The 17,742-nt window shown below is 70.0% G+C and carries 12 protein-coding genes and 1 tRNA gene; 7 read left to right on the top strand and 6 right to left on the bottom strand.

Annotated elements, in window-relative coordinates:
* Position 1 precedes the first annotated feature (1 nt).
* Genes dnaJ through dnaK form a run of 3 tightly spaced genes read right to left on the bottom strand, consistent with a single transcriptional unit; the run spans position 2 to position 3,747 of the window.
* Positions 2-1,198: a molecular chaperone DnaJ gene (dnaJ, locus tag ACWCRA_RS33265; protein ID WP_351549701.1), complete on the bottom strand. Its 1,197-nt coding sequence runs from the start codon at positions 1,196-1,198 to the stop codon at positions 2-4.
* Between the two features lie 39 nt (positions 1,199-1,237).
* Positions 1,238-1,891 (bottom strand): nucleotide exchange factor GrpE, encoded by a 654-nt coding sequence (grpE, locus tag ACWCRA_RS33260; RefSeq protein ID WP_351549698.1) that lies wholly within the window; start codon positions 1,889-1,891, stop codon positions 1,238-1,240.
* Positions 1,888-3,747, bottom strand: a complete 1,860-nt coding sequence (gene dnaK, locus ACWCRA_RS33255) for a molecular chaperone DnaK (RefSeq protein WP_351549695.1) — start codon at positions 3,745-3,747, stop codon at positions 1,888-1,890. The genes grpE and dnaK overlap by 4 nt, the downstream gene beginning before the upstream one ends.
* Before the next feature lie 296 nt (positions 3,748-4,043).
* On the opposite strand from dnaK, the gene ACWCRA_RS33250 reads away from it, so the two are divergent.
* The 3 genes from ACWCRA_RS33250 to ACWCRA_RS33240 all read left to right on the top strand — a co-directional run bounded on the left by ACWCRA_RS33250 (position 4,044) and on the right by ACWCRA_RS33240 (position 8,306).
* On the top strand, positions 4,044-4,757 hold the full coding sequence (locus ACWCRA_RS33250; protein WP_451069318.1) for a sugar transferase: 714 nt from the start codon (positions 4,044-4,046) through the stop codon (positions 4,755-4,757).
* Between the two features lie 128 nt (positions 4,758-4,885).
* A complete protein-coding gene (locus tag ACWCRA_RS33245) occupies positions 4,886-7,168 on the top strand; it encodes a (Fe-S)-binding protein (protein WP_351549689.1) in 2,283 nt (760 codons plus the stop codon).
* A gap of 199 nt (positions 7,169-7,367) precedes the next feature.
* Positions 7,368-8,306 (top strand): Yip1 family protein, encoded by a 939-nt coding sequence (locus ACWCRA_RS33240; RefSeq protein WP_351549686.1) that lies wholly within the window; start codon positions 7,368-7,370, stop codon positions 8,304-8,306.
* Positions 8,307-8,384: 78 nt separating this feature from the next.
* Here ACWCRA_RS33240 and ACWCRA_RS33235 read toward each other — a convergent pair whose 3' ends face one another.
* From ACWCRA_RS33235 to dcd, 3 genes are all read right to left on the bottom strand, one after another.
* Complete coding sequence (locus ACWCRA_RS33235) at positions 8,385-9,920, bottom strand: FG-GAP repeat protein (RefSeq protein ID WP_351549683.1); 1,536 nt, start codon at positions 9,918-9,920, stop codon at positions 8,385-8,387.
* Positions 9,921-10,060: 140 nt separating this feature from the next.
* Entirely contained in the window at positions 10,061-10,558 is a 498-nt protein-coding gene (locus tag ACWCRA_RS33230; RefSeq protein WP_451069317.1) for a phosphoribosyltransferase, read from the bottom strand.
* Between the two features lie 2 nt (positions 10,559-10,560).
* Positions 10,561-11,136: a dCTP deaminase gene (gene dcd, locus ACWCRA_RS33225; protein ID WP_351549678.1), complete on the bottom strand. Its 576-nt coding sequence runs from the start codon at positions 11,134-11,136 to the stop codon at positions 10,561-10,563.
* A 495-nt stretch (positions 11,137-11,631) separates the two neighbouring features.
* On the opposite strand from dcd, the gene ACWCRA_RS33220 reads away from it, so the two are divergent.
* The 4 genes from ACWCRA_RS33220 to ACWCRA_RS33205 all read left to right on the top strand — a co-directional run bounded on the left by ACWCRA_RS33220 (position 11,632) and on the right by ACWCRA_RS33205 (position 17,736).
* Positions 11,632-11,705: transfer RNA gene (locus ACWCRA_RS33220), tRNA-Gly, on the top strand.
* Positions 11,706-11,947: 242 nt separating this feature from the next.
* Positions 11,948-12,334, top strand: a complete 387-nt coding sequence (locus tag ACWCRA_RS33215) for a hypothetical protein (RefSeq protein WP_392028081.1) — start codon at positions 11,948-11,950, stop codon at positions 12,332-12,334.
* Positions 12,334-12,984, top strand: coding sequence for a hypothetical protein (locus ACWCRA_RS33210; RefSeq protein WP_351549672.1), 651 nt, complete (start codon positions 12,334-12,336; stop codon positions 12,982-12,984). The genes ACWCRA_RS33215 and ACWCRA_RS33210 overlap by 1 nt, the downstream gene beginning before the upstream one ends.
* 3 nt (positions 12,985-12,987) lie before the next feature.
* A complete protein-coding gene (locus ACWCRA_RS33205; protein ID WP_451069316.1) occupies positions 12,988-17,736 on the top strand; it encodes a putative T7SS-secreted protein in 4,749 nt (1,582 codons plus the stop codon).
* Positions 17,737-17,742: the final 6 nt, after the last annotated feature.

Here is a 17,742-nt window from a genome sequence, read left to right as displayed (position 1 = left end):
GTCATGCTCCCTTCGCGGCCTGGAACAGCTCGGCCCGCGGGTCCTCCTCCGCGGTGGCTTCGCGGTAGGCCTCCAGCGCTTCCTTCGCCTTGTCGCTCAGCTCCTCGGGAACCGCGACCTCGACGGTGACCAGCAGGTCACCCCGGGTGCCGTCCTTGCGGACCGCTCCCTTGCCGCGGGCGCGCATGGTCCGGCCGCCCGGTGTGCCGGCGGGCAGCTTCAGGGTGACCGGGGGGCCGCCCAGGGTGGGCACCTTCACCTCGCCGCCGAGCACCGCCTCCGGGTAGGAGACCGGCACGGTGACGGTGAGGTTGTCGCCCTTGCGGCCGAAGACCGGGTGGTCGCCGACATGGACCACCACATACAGATCACCGGCCTGGCCGCCCCGCTCGCCGGGGGCGCCCTTGCCGCGGAGCCGGATGCGCTGGCCGTCGGAGACGCCCGGCGGAATCCTGACCTGCATGGTGCGCGAGGAACGGGCGCGCCCGCTGCCCTTGCAGACCTCGCAGGGGTCCTGGGCGATCAGGCCCCGGCCCTTGCAGTCCACACACGGGTCGGTGAGCGAGAAGGAGCCGCTGCCGCCGCGCGAGACCTGTCCGGTGCCGACACAGGTCGGGCACACCCTGGGGGTGCCGTTCTTGTCTCCGGTGCCCGCGCAGGCCTTGCACGCCGCCGAACTGGACATCCGCAGCGGGACCGTGGCCCCGTCGACCGCCTCGGTGAAGCTGAGCGTCACCTCGGACTCGATGTCCTGGCCGCGCCGGGCCTGGGTGCGCGGGCCGGCCGTACCGGCGCCGCGGTTGAACAGTCCGCCGAACACATCGCCGAGACCGCCGCCGAAGCCGCCGGCCCCGGGACCGCCCTGGGCCCCGCCCTGGGCGCCTCCGAAGAGGTCGCCCAGGTCGAAGTTGAAGGAGCCGCCCCCGGGAGCGCCCCCGGGGCCGGCCCGGAAGCCGCCGTTGCCGAAGAGGGCGCGGGCGTCGTCGTACTCCTTGCGCCGCTTGGGGTCACCGAGGATGTCGTTCGCCTCGGAGATCGACTTGAAGCGCTCCTCGGCCTTGGTGTCGCCCTTGTTGGCGTCCGGGTGGTACTCGCGGGCGAGTTTCCGGTACGCCTTCTTGATCTCGGCCTCGGTGGCGTCCTTGGGGACGCCGAGAACCTTGTAGTAGTCCTTCTCGACGAAGTCCTTCGTGCTCATCGACGTCCCTCCTTCCGGACGGTTCCTGTCCGTCGCGCGTCAGCCCTCTTCCGGGCCACCGCTCTCCTCGTCGTTCGCCGCGTCGTCCTTGCCGGACGCGGGCGCCGCCCCCGGCTGGGGCTCGGCCACCGCGACCCGGGCGGGCCTGATGGTCCGCTCGCCGATGCGATACCCCGGCTGGAGCACCGCGACGCATGTGGTCTCGGTGACATCCGGGGCGTAACTGTGCATCAGCGCCTCGTGGATCGTCGGGTCGAAGGGCTCGCCCTCCTTGCCGAACTGCTGGAGGCCCATCTTGGCCGCCGCGGTCTCCAGGGACTCGGCGACGGACTTGAAGCCGCCGACCACCTCCCCGTGCTCCCGGGCGCGGCCGATGTCGTCCAGCACGGGCAGCAGCTCGGCCAGGAGGTTCGCCGTGGCGATCTCCTTGACCGTGACCCTGTCCCGCTCCACCCGGCGGCGGTAGTTCTGGTACTCGGCCTGGAGCCGCTGGAGGTCGCCGGTGCGCTCGCCGAGCGCCGTGCGGGCCTGGTCCAGCTGGGCCGTCAGGCCGGTGATCTTCGCTTCGTCCCCGGCCGGGGCCGCCTTGCTCTCCTCGTCGGAGGGCTCGGCGGCCTCGGCGGCGGCATCGTCAGAGGTGGCGCCGGAGGGGACGTCGGGCTTCTCGTCGAAGCCCGGAGTCTCCTCGGTCACGCCGCACCGCCCTTGGTGTCCTTCTCGTCGTCGACGATCTCGGCGTCCACGACATCGTCATCGGCCTTGGCCTGCTGGCCGGCGCCGGCGTCGCCCGGGGCGTCACCGGCGGGCTGCTGGGCCTGGGCGTCGGCGTACATCGCCTGGCCCAGCTTCTGCGAGACGGCCGCGACCTTCTCGGTGGCGGTGCGGATCTCCGCGATGTCCTCGCCCTTGAGCTTCTCCTTCAGCTCACCGATGGCGGTCTCCACCTCGGTCTTCACATCGCCCGGGACCTTGTCCTCGTTGTCCTTGAGGAACTTCTCGGTCTGGTAGACGAGCTGCTCGCCCTGGTTGCGGGTCTCGGCGGCCTCGCGGCGGCGGTGGTCCTCGTCCGCGTACTGCTCGGCCTCCTGGCGCATCCGGTCGACCTCGTCCTTCGGCAGCGAGGAGCCGCCGGTGACGGTCATCTTCTGCTCCTTGCCCGTGCCCAGGTCCTTCGCGGTCACGTGCATGATGCCGTTGGCGTCGATGTCGAAGGAGACCTCGATCTGCGGGACCCCGCGCGGGGCCGGCGGCAGACCGGTCAGCTCGAACATCCCGAGCTTCTTGTTGTACGCCGCGATCTCGCGCTCGCCCTGGTAGACCTGGATCTGCACGGACGGCTGGTTGTCCTCGGCCGTGGTGAAGATCTCCGAGCGCTTGGTCGGGATCGTGGTGTTGCGCTCGATGAGCTTGGTCATGATGCCGCCCTTGGTCTCGATACCGAGGGACAGCGGGGTGACATCGAGGAGCAGGACGTCCTTGACCTCGCCCTTGAGGACACCGGCCTGGAGCGAGGCGCCGATGGCGACGACCTCGTCCGGGTTCACGCCCTTGTTGGCCTCCTTGCCGCCGGTCAGCTCCTTGACGAGCTCGGCGACGGCGGGCATCCGGGTGGAACCACCGACGAGCACCACGTGGTCGATCTCGGAGAGGGCGATGCCCGCGTCCTTGATGACGTTGTGGAAGGGGGTCTTGCAGCGGTCCAGCAGGTCCGAGGTGAGCTGCTGGAACTGCGCCCGGGTGAGCTTCTCGTCCAGGTGCAGCGGGCCCTCGGCGGACGCGGTGATGTAGGGCAGGTTGATCGAGGTCTCGGTGGAGGAGGACAGCTCGATCTTCGCCTTCTCCGCGGCCTCGCGGAGACGCTGGAGAGCCATCTTGTCCTTGGCGAGGTCCACGCCGTGGCCGTTGGCGAACTGCTTCACCAGGTAGTCGACGACACGCTGGTCCCAGTCGTCACCACCGAGGTGGTTGTCGCCGTTGGTCGCCTTCACCTCGACGACGCCGTCGCCGATCTCCAGCAGCGAGACGTCGAAGGTGCCGCCGCCGAGGTCGAAGACCAGGATCGTCTGGTCGTCCTTGTCCAGGCCGTAGGCGAGGGCCGCGGCGGTCGGCTCGTTGACGATGCGCAGGACGTTGAGGCCCGCGATCTCACCGGCCTCCTTGGTGGCCTGGCGCTCGGAGTCGTTGAAGTACGCCGGGACGGTGATGACCGCGTCGGCGACCTTCTCGCCGAGGTACGCCTCCGCGTCCCGCTTGAGCTTCTGCAGGATGAAGGCGCTCATCTGCTGCGGGTTGAAGTTCTTCCCGTCGATCTCGATCTTCCAGTCGGTGCCCATGTGGCGCTTGACCGACCGGATGGTCCTGTCGACGTTGGTGACCGCCTGGCGCTTGGCCACCTCGCCGACCAGCACCTCGCCGTTCTTCGCGAAGGCGACGACGGACGGCGTGGTCCGGGCGCCCTCGGCGTTGGTGATGACGGTGGGCTCGCCGCCCTCCAGAACGCTGACGACCGAGTTGGTCGTGCCCAGGTCGATGCCGACCGCACGTGCCATGTCAATTCCTCCAGCTGACTACTTGAGTGGATCTGGCTCAAGGATGCACGACCGGCCTCCCGGAGTCAACAGACCTGAGTCGCCCCCGCTCAACTTTTATCCCAGCCTTATCCGCACCCCTGCCGCCGGGGGCGGCACCCCCGCCCCCGTCCGGCCGGGTCGCGCCGGGCGCCACCGGGGCGCGCGTGGCGGAGCCGCCCTCGCCCCGCCCCATCTGGAAGAGTGTGCCCGCAATGCTCCTTAAAGTACCCCTTGGGGTGCTTGTGGCAGTCACGGGTCAAGGGCGGCGGCGGCTCATGGCGGAACCCTCCTCGCGGACAACCGGCTCCCCGGGCCACCCCGGCCGCCCCCGCTCCCCGGGCCCCCGGAGCCGCCGGAGCCGGCAGGATCGCCCGGGTCGCCGGAGCCGGCACGGCCGCCCGGACCACCCGGGCCTCTCCCGGGCCAAGCGCGCGCTGGACCTGGCCGGCGCTTCGGCTCTGCTGCTCCTGCTGGCCCCGCTGCTGGCAGCGCTCGCGGTGGCCGTCGCCACCGGCTCCCGGGGCCCGGTCCTCGCCCCCGCCCGGCGCGCGGGCCTCGGCGGGCGGCCCTTCACCATGCTCAGATTCCGCGCCGCCCCGGCCACCCGCACGGGCCGGCTGCTCCACCGCCACTTCCTCGAACACCTGCCGCAGCTCATCAATGTCGTACGGGGCGAGATGTCCCTGGTGGGCCCGCGCCCGCTCGCCCCCGCGACCGCCGCCGCCGCGGACGGGGCCCGCGCCAGAGCGGCCGTACGCCCCGGGATCACCGGCCCGTGGCAGACCGGCGGGCGCTCGGAGCTGCCGTGGGAGGAGATGGCGGTGCTCGATCTGCACTACGCGCAGGAGTGCTGGCTGGGCCTGGATCTGCTGCTTCTGGCGCGCACCCCCGGGGCGGTGCTCCGGGGGCGCGCGCCGGGGCTCGCGGCGCTCCCGCGGGCGCGGCCGGGCCCGCGGCCGGGCCCGCGCGGCCGGGGAAGGGTCGCCTGAGCGACACAGATCACCGGTCGGGTGGCTACAGTGCGGCGAAAAAGGTGGGTAGTGTCAGCACGGACTGATTAAGTTACCGCTTAGTAGTGTTGACGATCCCCCACCTCGCAGGCCCGAGGAGCCCCGAAATGCAACTCGCCGCGATCATCGTGTCGCTGGTCCTGACCGTGGTCGGCGTTGCGCTCATCGCCCGAGCCGTCGCCCAGATCTACCGGTTCGTGAAGCTCGGCCAGCCGGTGCCGTCGGGCAGCCGCACCGACAGCCCACGCCTCCGGACGATCACCCTCGCCAAGGAGTTCCTCGGCCACACCCGGATGAACCGGTGGGGCATCGTGGGCTTCGCGCACTGGTTCGTCGCGATCGGCTTCCTCACCCTCCCGCCGACGCTGGTCCAGGCGTACGGACAGCTCTTCCGCGCCGACTGGGTGCTGCCGGTCATCGGCGGCTTCGTCCCCTTCGAGATGTACACCGAGTTCATCGGCCTGATGACCGTGGTGGGCATTGTGGTGCTGATCGCGATCCGGCTGCTGAACCTGCCCTCCCGGGCGGGCCGCAAGTCCCGCTTCGCCGGCTCCAAGGCCTGGCAGGCGTACTTCGTCGAGTACATCATCCTCACCATCGGCCTCGCCATCCTCGTCCTGCGCGGACTGGAGGGCGCGATCCACCACGTCGACGGCTACGAGGCCGCGTACTTCGTCTCGTACCCCCTCGTCCTGCTCTTCGACGGACTGGCCACCGGCACCCTCCAGACCTGGATCTACTTCACCGCCATGGTGAAGATCGGCACCTCGCTGATCTGGATGATCACGGTCTCGCTCAACACCAACATGGGTGTCGCCTGGCACCGCTTCCTCGGCTTCCCCAACATCTGGTTCAAGCGGAACGCGGACGGCGCGCCGGCCCTCGGCGCCCTGCGGCCGATGACCTCCGGCGGCACCGAGATCGACTTCGAGACGGTCTTCGACGACGGCGCGGAGGAGGCGGTCTTCGGCGCCTCCCAGGTCGAGCACTTCTCCTGGAAGGGCATCCTCGACTTCTCCACCTGCACGGAGTGCGGACGGTGCCAGTCGCAGTGCCCGGCCTGGAACACCGGGAAGCCGCTCTCCCCCAAGCTCCTGATCATGTCCCTGCGCGACCACGCGCACGCCAAGGCCCCCTATCTGCTGGCCGGCGGCGGAAAGACCATGGAGGGCGAGGAGAAGGCGTCCGCCGAGGCCCTCAAGGACGTGCCCGCCGCCGCGCTGGCCGAGGCCGAGCGCCCGCTGATCGGCACCCTGGAGGAGAACGGGGTCATCGACCCGGACGTCCTCTGGTCCTGCACCACCTGCGGGGCGTGTGTCGAGCAGTGCCCGGTCGACATCGAGCACATCGACCACATCGTCGACATGCGCCGCTACCAGGTCATGATCGAGTCGGCGTTCCCGTCCGAGGCGGGGACCATGCTCAAGAACCTGGAGAAGAAGGGCAACCCCTGGGGCCTGGCGAAGAAGCAGCGCGTCGAGTGGACCAAGGAGGTCGACTTCGAGGTGCCGATCGTCGGCAGGGACATCGAGGACCTCTCCGAGGTCGACTACCTCTACTGGGTCGGCTGCGCCGGCGCCCTGGAGGACCGGGCCAAGAAGACGACGAAGGCCTTCGCCGAGCTGCTGCACATCGCGGGAGTGAAGTTCGCGATCATGGGCGGCGAGGAGAAGTGCACCGGTGACTCGCCGCGCCGGCTGGGCAACGAGCCGCTCTTCCAGCAGCTCGGCCAGGAGAACGTGGCGATGCTGAACATGGCGTTCGGCGAGGACGACGAGGACGAGTCGACCAGGAAGCCGAAGACCGCCAAGCGGATCGTCGCCACCTGCCCGCACTGCTTCAACACCATCGCCAACGAGTACCCGCAGCTGGGCGGCGAGTTCGAGGTGATCCACCACACCCAGCTGCTCCAGCACCTGATCGACGAGGGCCGGCTGACCCCGGTGACCCCGGTCGACGGCCTCATCACCTACCACGACCCCTGCTACCTGGGCCGCCACAACAAGGTCTACACGCCGCCGCGCGAGATCATGTCGGCCGTCCCCGGCCTGCGCCAGCAGGAGATGCACCGCCACAAGGAGCGCGGCTTCTGCTGCGGCGCGGGCGGCGCCCGGATGTGGATGGAGGAGCGGATCGGCAAGCGCGTCAACACCGAGCGGGTGGACGAGGCGCTGTCGCTGAACCCGGACATCGTCTCCACGGCCTGCCCGTTCTGTCTGGTGATGCTCACCGACTCGGTCAACGGGAAGAAGAACGACGGCTCGGCGAAGGAGAGCCTCCAGGTCGTGGACGTGGCCCAGTTGCTCCTGGACTCGGTCCGGACGCCGCCCCAGGACCCGGCTCCGCCGGCGGAGCCCGAGGACGCGCCGGAGCCGGAACCGGCACGGTAGTCGGCACGGCGGTCCGCAGGGTGGTCGGCACGGCGGTCCGCAGGGTGGTCCGCACGGCGGTCCCCTCCGCCGGCGTCCCCCGGGGCCCCGATCCCGGGCCCCGGGGACCCCTTAGGGGATGTCACAGGTCGGCAGCAAAGGACCGCTGTGGACCGTTCCGCCGGTACTCGGCGGGCCCGGAGCGGGTACGTTCGAGGGCGTGGCTGGATTCAGGATCGGACGCGGCCGGAGCAACCGCACGCAGCAGCAGCAACCGCGGCAGGCGCCGCCACCGTACGGCGGTGACCGTGCGGCGCCTCGCCCTCCGCACGCGCAGCAGCAGCAACCGCACCCACCACCGCCGCAGTGGCCCCAGTCCCCTCAGCCGCCCCGGTCTCCCGGCGGCCGGCGCGGGGCCCCGCATCCGCAGCACGGCGAACCGGAGTACTTCGGCGACCCGTACGCCCAACAGCAGCAACCCCCCTACGGCGGCGGCCCGGCCGCGCCCCACGACCCGTACGCGAACAGCCCGGGCCACACCCAGGCGTTCCGGGTCGACGACCCCTACGGCCAGGGCGAGACCTACCAGGCGGGCCACGCCCCCGCGGCCCCGGCGGGCCCCCGGCTGCCGTGGAAGCAATTGCTGACCGGCATGGTGACCCGCCCGGGCCCGACCTTCCTCCAGATGCGGGACTACCCGGTGTGGGGCCCCGCGGTGGTGGTCACCCTGATCTACGGCATGCTCGCGATCTTCGGCTTCGACAAGGCGCGCGAAGAGACGATCAACGCCACGATCTCGTCGGCGATCCCCTATGTCCTGACGACCGGTGTCGCCTTTGTGATCGGCGGCCTGATCATGGGTGCGGTCACCCACACCCTGGCCCGCCAGCTCGGCGGTACGGGCGCCTGGCAGCCGACCGTCGGCCTGTCCATGCTGATCATGTCGATCACGGACGCGCCGCGGCTGGTCTTCGCGATGTTCCTGGGCGGCGAGAACTCCCTGGTGCAGGTGCTGGGATGGATGACCTGGCTGGCGGCGGGGGCGCTGTTCACGGTGATGGTGGGCAAGTCGCACGATCTGCCGTGGCCGAAGGCGCTGGGGGCCTCAGCGATCCAGCTGATCGCCCTGCTGTCGATCATCAAGCTGGGCACGATCTGAGCCTCCGGCGCGCGTCGCGCCCCGGAGGAACGTCTGTGGGCCCCGCCGTGACGGCGGGGCCCACAGACGTTCCGGGGCCTACTGGTCGTGCCAGATGTAGCGGGTGCGGGAGGTGTCCAGGGCGGCCCCGAAGTTCGGGAACCCGACCGGGTCGAGACCGACCAGCTTGGCCCAGAGGAGCTTCGCCCCCTCGGTGCCGATGGCGGCACCGTCGGAGTACAGGACGAGGGCGGAACCGTCCCCGTTGCTGTCCCCGGGGGCGCCGGCGACGAGGTCGGCGGCCCTGTCGCCGTTGAGGTCCTGGAGCATCAGCGCGCTGCCGAGCACCTCACCGCCGTTGGCCGCTCCGGGTACGCCGGGGGTGGCGTGGTGGAAGTACTGCGTGCCCGCCTCGGTGTCGACGCCCCGCGCGGTGCCGCGCAGCACCGTGACCGTGCCCATGTAGTAGGAGACGCCGCCTCCCCCGGGGCTGAGCCTCATGTTCTCGTCGGGGGCGCCGATCGCGAGGTCGAGCCGCCCGTCGCCATTGATGTCCCCGACCGCCACCGCCCGGCCGAACTTGTCCCAGCCCTCGGAGTCGCCGCGGATGGCGCCGGACTCCTGCGTGATGGTCCGGGTGCGCGCCGAGGGCCCGCGCGAGGAGCCGTGGGTGATGACGACCTTGCCGCCGGGCGGGCCGTCCGGCGTGCCCCGGCCCCACCACACCCCGGTGACGATGTCGCCGTATCCGTCGCCGTCGAGATCCCCGATCGCCCCGCTGTCACCACCCGGCATCCGCTTGCCGCCGGCGGCGCTGGGCCCCGAGGCCGAGCCGGGCACGTAGTGGTTGACGTTGTGGTACTTGCCGTCGGTCGCCGACTTGACCGGGTTCAGACCGTTCACCATGAGGTCGTCGCGGCCGTCCTTGTTGACGTCACCGGCGGTGAGGTTCAAGATCCCGGCACCGGCCGCAGCGCGCAGGGGCAGGGGGCGCGCGGACACCGCTCCCGGCTTCCCGGCCCTGGAGATGCCCCGGCTGAAGACATGGAGGGTGGCCGAGGTGGTGCCCACCGCCAGATCGTCGGTGCCGTCGCCGTCGAAGTCGCCGGCGGCGAGGGAGGCGCCGAACCGGTCGTGCCGATCCGGCGCCGGGTCGGTCAGCGTGGACCCGCCGGAGAGCCCCTGCGGGGACCCCCACAGGATCTGCACCGTACCGGCGTCGGCGTCGCCGCCCACATCCTCCCGGACGGCGGAGACCGCGAGGTCCGAGAAGCCGTCGGAGTCGAAGTCACCGGCGGTGGTGGCCGCCCCGAAGAAGTCGAGCGGCTCCGCGCCGTCCGGGACACCCGCCGTGTTCTGGCTGATGTTGGTGTGCCGGCCGGCGGATACGCCCGCCGGCGAGCCGTAGAACGCGGTGACCGCGCCGGCTCCGTCGACCCGGTCCACCCGCGCTCCCGGCGAGGCGACCGCGACATCACGGATGCCGTCGCCGTTGAAATCGCTCTTCACCCCGGCGGCTGCCGGGGCCGCGACGGCGGTACCGGCGGTGACCGTGATCAGCCCCCCGGTGAGAACCGCCGCCACGGAGGCGGCCAGAAACGTTCGACAGCTCGATGCCACGGAAGGATCTCCCATCGTCGCGACCCCTTCGGCCGACACCGTTGGGACCCGCCTGACGGCGAGATGGTTGTACGGGGAATCCCAGCCACCCGGCCGGGACCCCGGGGCACCGGGGTCCCGGCCGGGGGCGGCCGGGCGCCTGCTCCCGGACCCGCTCAGGCGTCGAGGATCTGGCCCTCGCGCCGGACGACGGGCGGCTCGACCGACCAGGGGAAGTTGATCCAGTCGTCGGTGCGCTTCCAGACGTACTCGCACTTCACGAGGGAGTGGGACTTCTCGTAGATGACGGCGGAACGCACCTCGGCGACATGGTCGACACAGAAGTCGTGGACCAGCTTCAGCGTCTTCCCGGTGTCGGCGACATCGTCCGCGATCAGGACTCGCTTATTGGAGAAATCAATCGCATTCGGCACCGGGGCTAGCATGACCGGCATTTCGAGAGTCTCATTCACTCCCGTATAAAATTCAACATTCACCAAATGAATGTTCTTGCAGTCGAGCGCGTACGCCAGGCCGCCGGCCACGAAGACGCCGCCGCGCGCGATCGACAGGACGACGTCGGGCTCGTACCCGTCGTCGGCGATGGTCTGCGCCAGTTCCCGGATCGCGCCGCCGAACCTGTCGTACGTCAGGTTCTCCCGTACGCCACTCATGCTCACACCTGCGTCCGGTGGAAGTTCTTGAACGAGCGGGAGGCCGTGGGCCCGCGCTGCCCCTGGTAACGGGAGCCGTACCGCTCACTGCCGTACGGGAACTCCGCCGACGACGACAGCCGGAACAGACAGAGCTGGCCGATCTTCATCCCGGGCCAGAGCTTGATGGGCAGCGTCGCGAGATTCGACAGTTCGAGGGTGACGTGACCGGAGAACCCGGGGTCGATGAACCCCGCGGTCGAGTGGGTGACGAGCCCGAGCCGGCCGAGGGAGCTCTTTCCCTCCAGCCGCGAGGCGAGGTCGTCCGGCAGGCTGATGACCTCGTAGGTCGACGCCAGGACGAATTCCCCCGGGTGGAGAATGAAGGCCTCATCGCCCTCCGGCTCGACCGTCCGTGTGAGATCGGCCTGCTCGACGGCCGGGTCGATATGGGGATAGCGGTGATTCTCGAACACCCGGAAGTAGCGGTCGAGCCGCACATCGATGCTCGATGGCTGCACCATGGATTCATCGTAGGGATCGATGCGTACGCGTCCGGCGTCGATCTCGGCCCGGATGTCCTTGTCTGAGAGAAGCACCCCCCGAGGATACGCAGAGCGCGCGGACCCGCCCGACCCGGACGGCTCCGCGCGCCCCTTCCTCAGCGTTCGCCACTCCCCCGCCGACTCCTCACCACCGCTACCGCCGCCGCGCCTCCACCGGCACCACACTGCGCAACCGCGCACACCGGGGACACCGAACGAGCCGCGCGGGCCCGATCCGTCCGGCCCCGAGCTGCTGCATCGGAAACGAGGCGGTGGCGAAAACGTGCCCTTCGGCACAGCGGACGACGGTGCGCTCCAACAAGTCCATCGAGTCCCTTCCCCAACAAATGCGGACGAACACCCACATTAGGGGATGAACAAATCGGACTCGCGAGCGGCACTCCGCCTCCCCACCGTACGCCCCAACTGCCGCCCGCGAGACCCGCGTCGACGGGGCCCGGGGGCCGGGCGCGTCGCGCGTTGTACCGGCCGGGGCGGGGATGGGGTAGAGTGAGCGGCGCTGCGGTTCTGGATCACCGGGATGGCTGCGCGGGTGTAGTTTAATGGTAGAACATGAGCTTCCCAAGCTCAGAGCGCGAGTTCGATTCTCGTCACCCGCTCCATAGTGAAGCCCCAGGCCAGCGGCCCGGGGCTTTCGCGTTGTCTAGACCAATTGTTTGGGCAGTGTGCCCTTTGCCTGCCGATGGCAAAAATGATCGTGTCAGAGGACTCCGGACTGCCCCTGTCTCGTCGCGCCCGCGGAAGCGACCCGCCCGTCGACGGGTTTCCTGGCGGTCTCGCTTGGCGGGGGCCTACGGTGCTGGTGGGTTCGAGAGCCGGAGGGGGTTCCGTGGTGGGTACGGGGTTGGCGGAGCGGATCGCTGAGGGGCGGGCCGGGGTGGGTGATCCCCGGGCGCTGGTGGGGGAGTTGCGGCGGTCGCTGGTGCTGGTGCCGGTGGCGGACGGCGGGCTGTGGACGGCCGAGTTCGGTGGGGTGCGGTGGGTGTGCGGCTTCACTGATGAGGGGGCGCTGGCGCGGTTCGCGGCGGCGCGGGGTGAGGCCGGTCGGTCGTGGGAGTTCGCCGAGATGCGTGGCGCGCGGTTGCTGGACGAGGTGGTTCCCGCGTTGGGCGCGCCGGCCGGTGTGGCGGTGAACATCGCCGATGGGGATGGGTCGATGCTGTTTCCGCCGGTGGTGGGGATCGTGCCGGACGCGGTGGCCGTGGACGCGGGCCAGGGGGGTGTGCGCTGATGGGCGGCGCGGAGGATCTGGGCGTTTCCCGGGAGAGTGTGCAGCGGATCACCTCGGGGCTGCGGTCGGCGGTCGCGGAACTGGGTGAGATCGGTACCGGAACCGGTTCGCTGATGGGCAAGGGCCTCTCGGAGCTGTCGATGACCGGGATGGAGGCCGGGCACCACGGGCTGTCGACGGATTTCGAGGACTTCTGCGAGCGGTGGGAGTGGGGGGTGCGGGCGCTGGTCCAGGACGCGAACACGATCGCGGCGAAGCTGGGGCTGGCGGCAGGGCTGGTCTGGGAGGAGGACCGGTACATCGAGGGGACGATGAAGGTCGCGGTGAACGCCGCCGTCGGCAATCCGCACGCCTCGGAGGACGAGATCGTGGAACAGGGGTGGGGCGAGGTCCTCCGACCCGACTATCTGGACCCGGACTACAGCGCGGAGTCGTTCGAACGGGCCCGTGAGGAAGCCGGTCAGACGTGGAAGGACACCGGGCGGGCGGTGCTGACCGAGGGTCTGGGCGGGCAGCGGGTCAGCGCGATCAATGACCTCATCGGCGTGGACCAGGAGCAGTTCGACAGGGCTGTTGACCGTACGTTCGGGCCGTCCGCGGAGGATCGGGCTGCTGAGCAGCGGGGGCAGGGTGGCGGCGGGGGGAGCTGAGTCGTGGGTATCGGGGACATTGTCAGTGATCTGACGCCGGATGTGGTGGAGGACGCGGTTGAGAAGGGGACCGAGTGGGTCGGTGAGCGGGTCGAGGATGCGGGGGACTGGACGGCAGACCGGCTCGATGACGTCGGCTGGGAGTCGGGGTCGGACTGGGTCCGGGACAAGTCCCGCTCGCTGGCCAACCGCATGGGCGCCGAAGTCGACGAACTCGACCTAGGGCAGAGCGAGGACAAGACCAAGCTGGTCCACGGGTCGCCGTCGAAGCTGCGGTCGACGGCCTCGCATCTGAAGGATCTCCAGAAGGCGTTCGACAGTGTCGGCAGGGGGCTGGGGGGTCTGGATTCGGCGTCGTTGAAGGGGCAGGCGGCGGACGCGTTCCGGGCGACGGTGCAGATCGAGCCGCCGAAGTGGTTCAGGGCCGCTGACGCGTGTGAGAAGGCCGCCGGGGCGCTGGAGGCGTTCGCGGGGACGGTGGAGTGGGCGCAGGGGCAGGCGCAGACGGCGATCGGCTTGTGGAAGGCGGGGACGAAGGCGTCCACGGACGCTCTGGACGCGCACAACGCGAGTGTGGCGTCCTACAACAAGGCGGCCGACCAGTACAACGCGAAGCCCGCAGACCAGCGGGACCCCTCCTCGCTGCCGCCGAAGCCGGGCGAGTTCTCCGACCCGGGCAGGGCGCGGATGGAGCAGGCGCAGGAACTCCTCGCCGAGGCACGCAAACAGCGCAATACCGCGGCGGCCACGGCGCGCGCGGCGGTGGCCGCGGCCCGGGACGCGGCCCCGCCCAAACCCTCGTACGCCGCGCAGGCCGCGGACGGCCTGGCGGAGTACGAGGTCCTCAGGACCCACTTCGGCGCGGGAATCGTCAAGGGCACGGCCGGGCTGGTCACCTTCGCCCGCAGCCTCAACCCCCTCGACCCCTACAACCTCACCCACCCCGCCGAGTACGCCCTCGCCCTCAACAACACCGCCGCCGGCCTCGTCCAGGTCGCCAACGACCCCGCGGGCGCCGGCAAACAGATGATCAGCAACTTCATGAAGGACCCCGCCGAAGGCTTCGGCCGACTCGTCCCCGACCTCCTCCTCACCGCCGCCACCGGCGGTGCCGGAGCCGGCGTCAAAGGCGCCCGCGTCGCAAAAGAGGCCGCCGACCTGGCCAACGACGCCCGCAAGCTCGAACGCGCCGCTCCCGAGGGCACCCACAACCGCCCGGACGGTGAACGTACGACCGGGGGCACCGACCCGGTCGATCTCGCCTCCGGCCGCATGTTCCTGCCTCAGACCGATGTGGTCCTCCCGGGCGTGCTGCCGCTCTCCTTCACCCGCCGGGCGGAGTCGGGCTACACCGCGGGCCGGTTCTTCGGCCCCTCCTGGTCCTCCACCGTCGACGAACGCCTGCAGATCGACGCCACCGGTGTCATCCACATCACCGACAACGGGCTGCTGATCACCTACCCGCACCCGGTACCGGGGCTGCGCACGCTTCCGGAATCAGGGACCTCACGGAGCGCCCTGAGCCGCGACGACGCCGGCGACTACACGCTCACCGACCCCGAGACCCGGCTGACCAAGCACTTCACCGGCCCTCCCTGGGCTGAGCCCGGGAACGACGGCACCGCCTGGCTCGTCCAGATCACCGACCGCAACAACAACACCATTACCCTGGACCGCGCTGACGACGGCACGCCCCTGGCCCTCGTCCACTCGGCTGGCCACCGCCTCGTCCTGACCGTGGCCGAGGGCCGAGTCACCGGACTGAGTCTGATGGACGGCACGGGAACGATCCATCCCCTGAGGTCCTACGGCTACGAGTCCGGCAACCTCTCCGCCATCACCCAACCGTCCGGGTCAGCCCTCAGCCTCGAATACGACGACGCCCGCCGGATCACGGCCTGGACCGACTCCAACCGGAGCCGGTACGCGTATGTGTACGACGAGCACGACCGGGTGATCGCGGCAGGAGGCGAGGCGGGGCACGTCGCACTCGCGCTCTCCTACAGTCGCCCCTCCCCCGCCACAGGCCACCGCGTGACCACCCTGACCACTGCCGACGGCCACACCACCCGGCACCTGATCGACGCCAGGTGCCGGGTCCTTGCCACCACCGACCCGCTCGGCCACACCACTCGGTACACGTACGACAGCCACGGCAGACACCTCACCCGTACCGACCCGCTCGGCCGCGTCACCGACTTCATGTACGACGAACAAGGTCACCTGCTCACCGTCACCCGCCCCGACGGCAGTCGGCTCACGACGAAGCGCGACCCGTCGGGAAGCCACATGGAAACGCGAGGACCGGACGGCGCGCGCCGTCTGCAGGAGTTCGACGAGCAGGGCAACCTGACAGCCGCCACCGACGCGGCCGGGCACACCACCCGTTGGAACTTCGACGCACAGGGGCGGCCGACCTCGGTCACCGACGCGCTCGGGGCCACCACCACGATCCGCTGTGACGCAGCCGGTATGCCGACGGAGGTGACGGATCCCACGGGTGGCACCACCCATGTGAAGCGCGACGCACTGGGGCGCCCTGTGCTCATCACTGATCCCGTCGGCGGCACCACCCGTCTCGAGTGGGACGCGGACGGCCGACTGGCCCGCAGGGTGGCCCCGGGCGGCGCCACCGAATCGTGGACATACGACGGCGAGGGCAACTGCCTCACCCACACCGATCCGGTCGGCGGCGTCTCGTCCTTCGACTACACCCACTTCGACCTGCCGACGGCCCGCACCCATCCGGATGGAGCCCGCTACTCATTCCGCTACGACGCCCATCTGCAGCTCACCCAGGTGGTCAATCCCCTGGGGATGACATGGGGTTACGCGTACGACGCGGCCGGCCGCATGATCTCGGAGACCGACTTCGACGGCCGCACCGTGTCTTACCACTACGACGCCGACGGACAGCTCAGCTCCCGCACCGACGCCCTCGGCCAGACCATCTCGTTCAAGCGCGACCGGCTCGGTCGAGTCATCGAGAAGGATGCCGACGGGCGAGTGACCGTCTACAGCTACGACCACGCCGGACGCCTTCTGCAGGCGTCGAGCCCGGACAGCGAACTCCTCTACCGGTACGACCGCCGAGGCCAGGTCAAGACCGAGCTGGTGGACGGATACGCCATGGACTACGCGTACGACGCTGCGGGGCGCCGTACTCGCCGCACTACACCCACCGGGCAAGTGACCACGTACGCCTACGACAGCGGTGGACGACCCGCACACCTGACGGCAGGAGGCTGCCGGGTCGGCTTCACCCACGATGTCGCCGGGCGGGAAACAGCCCGCGTATTCGGCGGCTTCTTCACCGTCGCCTCGGCCTGGGACGAGGCCGGACGGCTCTCTGCCGAGGAACTGAACGCCGATGGCCGCGCACTCAACGGCCGGAGTTACGCCTACCGCTCGGACGGTCATCTCGCTGAACTGTCCGACCGGCTGTCGGGCTCACGTACCTTCGACCTCGACGCGGTCGGCCGGGTCACCGCGGTGCATGCGCGAGGCTGGACAGAGCGTTACGCCTACGACGCCAACGGCAACCAGACCGAGGCCGTCTGGCCTGCCACACATCCGGGCAGCGACGGCACCGGACCCAGGTCCTACACCGGCACGAAGCTCATTCGGGCCGGAGGCAGCCATTTCGAGTACGACGACCTGGGGCGCGTCACCCTCCGCCGAAGGGCCCGGCTCTCCCGCAAGCCCGAAATCTGGCGTTACACATGGGACGCCGAAAGCCGTCTCACTTCGGTGATCACCCCGGACGGCACCCGCTGGCGCTACAGATATGATCCGCTGGGACGTCGCACCGCCAAGCAGCGCCTGTCCACCGACGGCGGGACCGTCGTCGAAGAGGTCAGGTTCGCCTGGGACGGCCTCACCCTCTGTGAACAGACCATGCGAGAGCCCGATCTCCCGAACACCGTTGTCCTCACCTGGGATCACCGCGCCGGAGTCCCTCTCGCCCAGACCGAACGCATCCTGACCGCGGACACCCGTCAGGACGAGATCGACCGGCGATTCTTCGCTATCGCCACCGACCTCGTCGGTGCCCCCACCGAACTCGTCGACGAGTCGGGCGACATAGCCTGGCGCACCCGCACCACCATCTGGGGTACCACTGCCTGGGCCCGGACGAGTACCGCCTACACCCCTCTGCGCTTTCCGGGCCAGTACTACGACCCGGAGACCGGCCTCCACTACAACCTCTTCCGCCACTACGATCCGGAAACCGGCCGCTACGTCTCCCCCGACCCTCTCGGTCTGGCGCCCGGGCCCAATCCCGTCGCCTACGTCGACAACCCCTTCACATGGTGCGATCCGCTGGGCCTCATGCCGAAGTGTCCCAAGGAGAGGGCCCGGAAGGTTTCCGACCAGGTGATCGAACGGGCCCAGGAAGGGAAGATGAGGAAGTCCGGCAACTACCACGCCGACACACGACACCAGTTCAGCGACGACCGGGTTCTGGAGATCCTCAAGAACCCCGACGCGGTCTACCACTCCCAGGGGCAGCGGGGGAACCTCACCTTCCGGCAAGGAGAAGACGTCGTGATTACCAAGGGGCCAGGTGCCGGCGCGGGCGATGTCATCACCGCGTACGGTCCTTCGGGGACCCGAGGGGAAAGCGGTGCGAAGGCATTCGGCGGGTCGCCCGACGACCCCGGCCTGCCGGTGACCCATGACGATATTGTGAACGGCAATATTCCGGACAGCCGAGGCGGCACGTTGGCGCCCGCCGATCAAATCCGATGAGGTGGG

The sequence above is a fragment of the Streptomyces sp. NPDC001889 genome (assembly GCF_053594535.1).
Note: the sequence above shows the minus strand (reverse complement) of the source record. Positions and strands in the feature narration are given on the sequence as shown.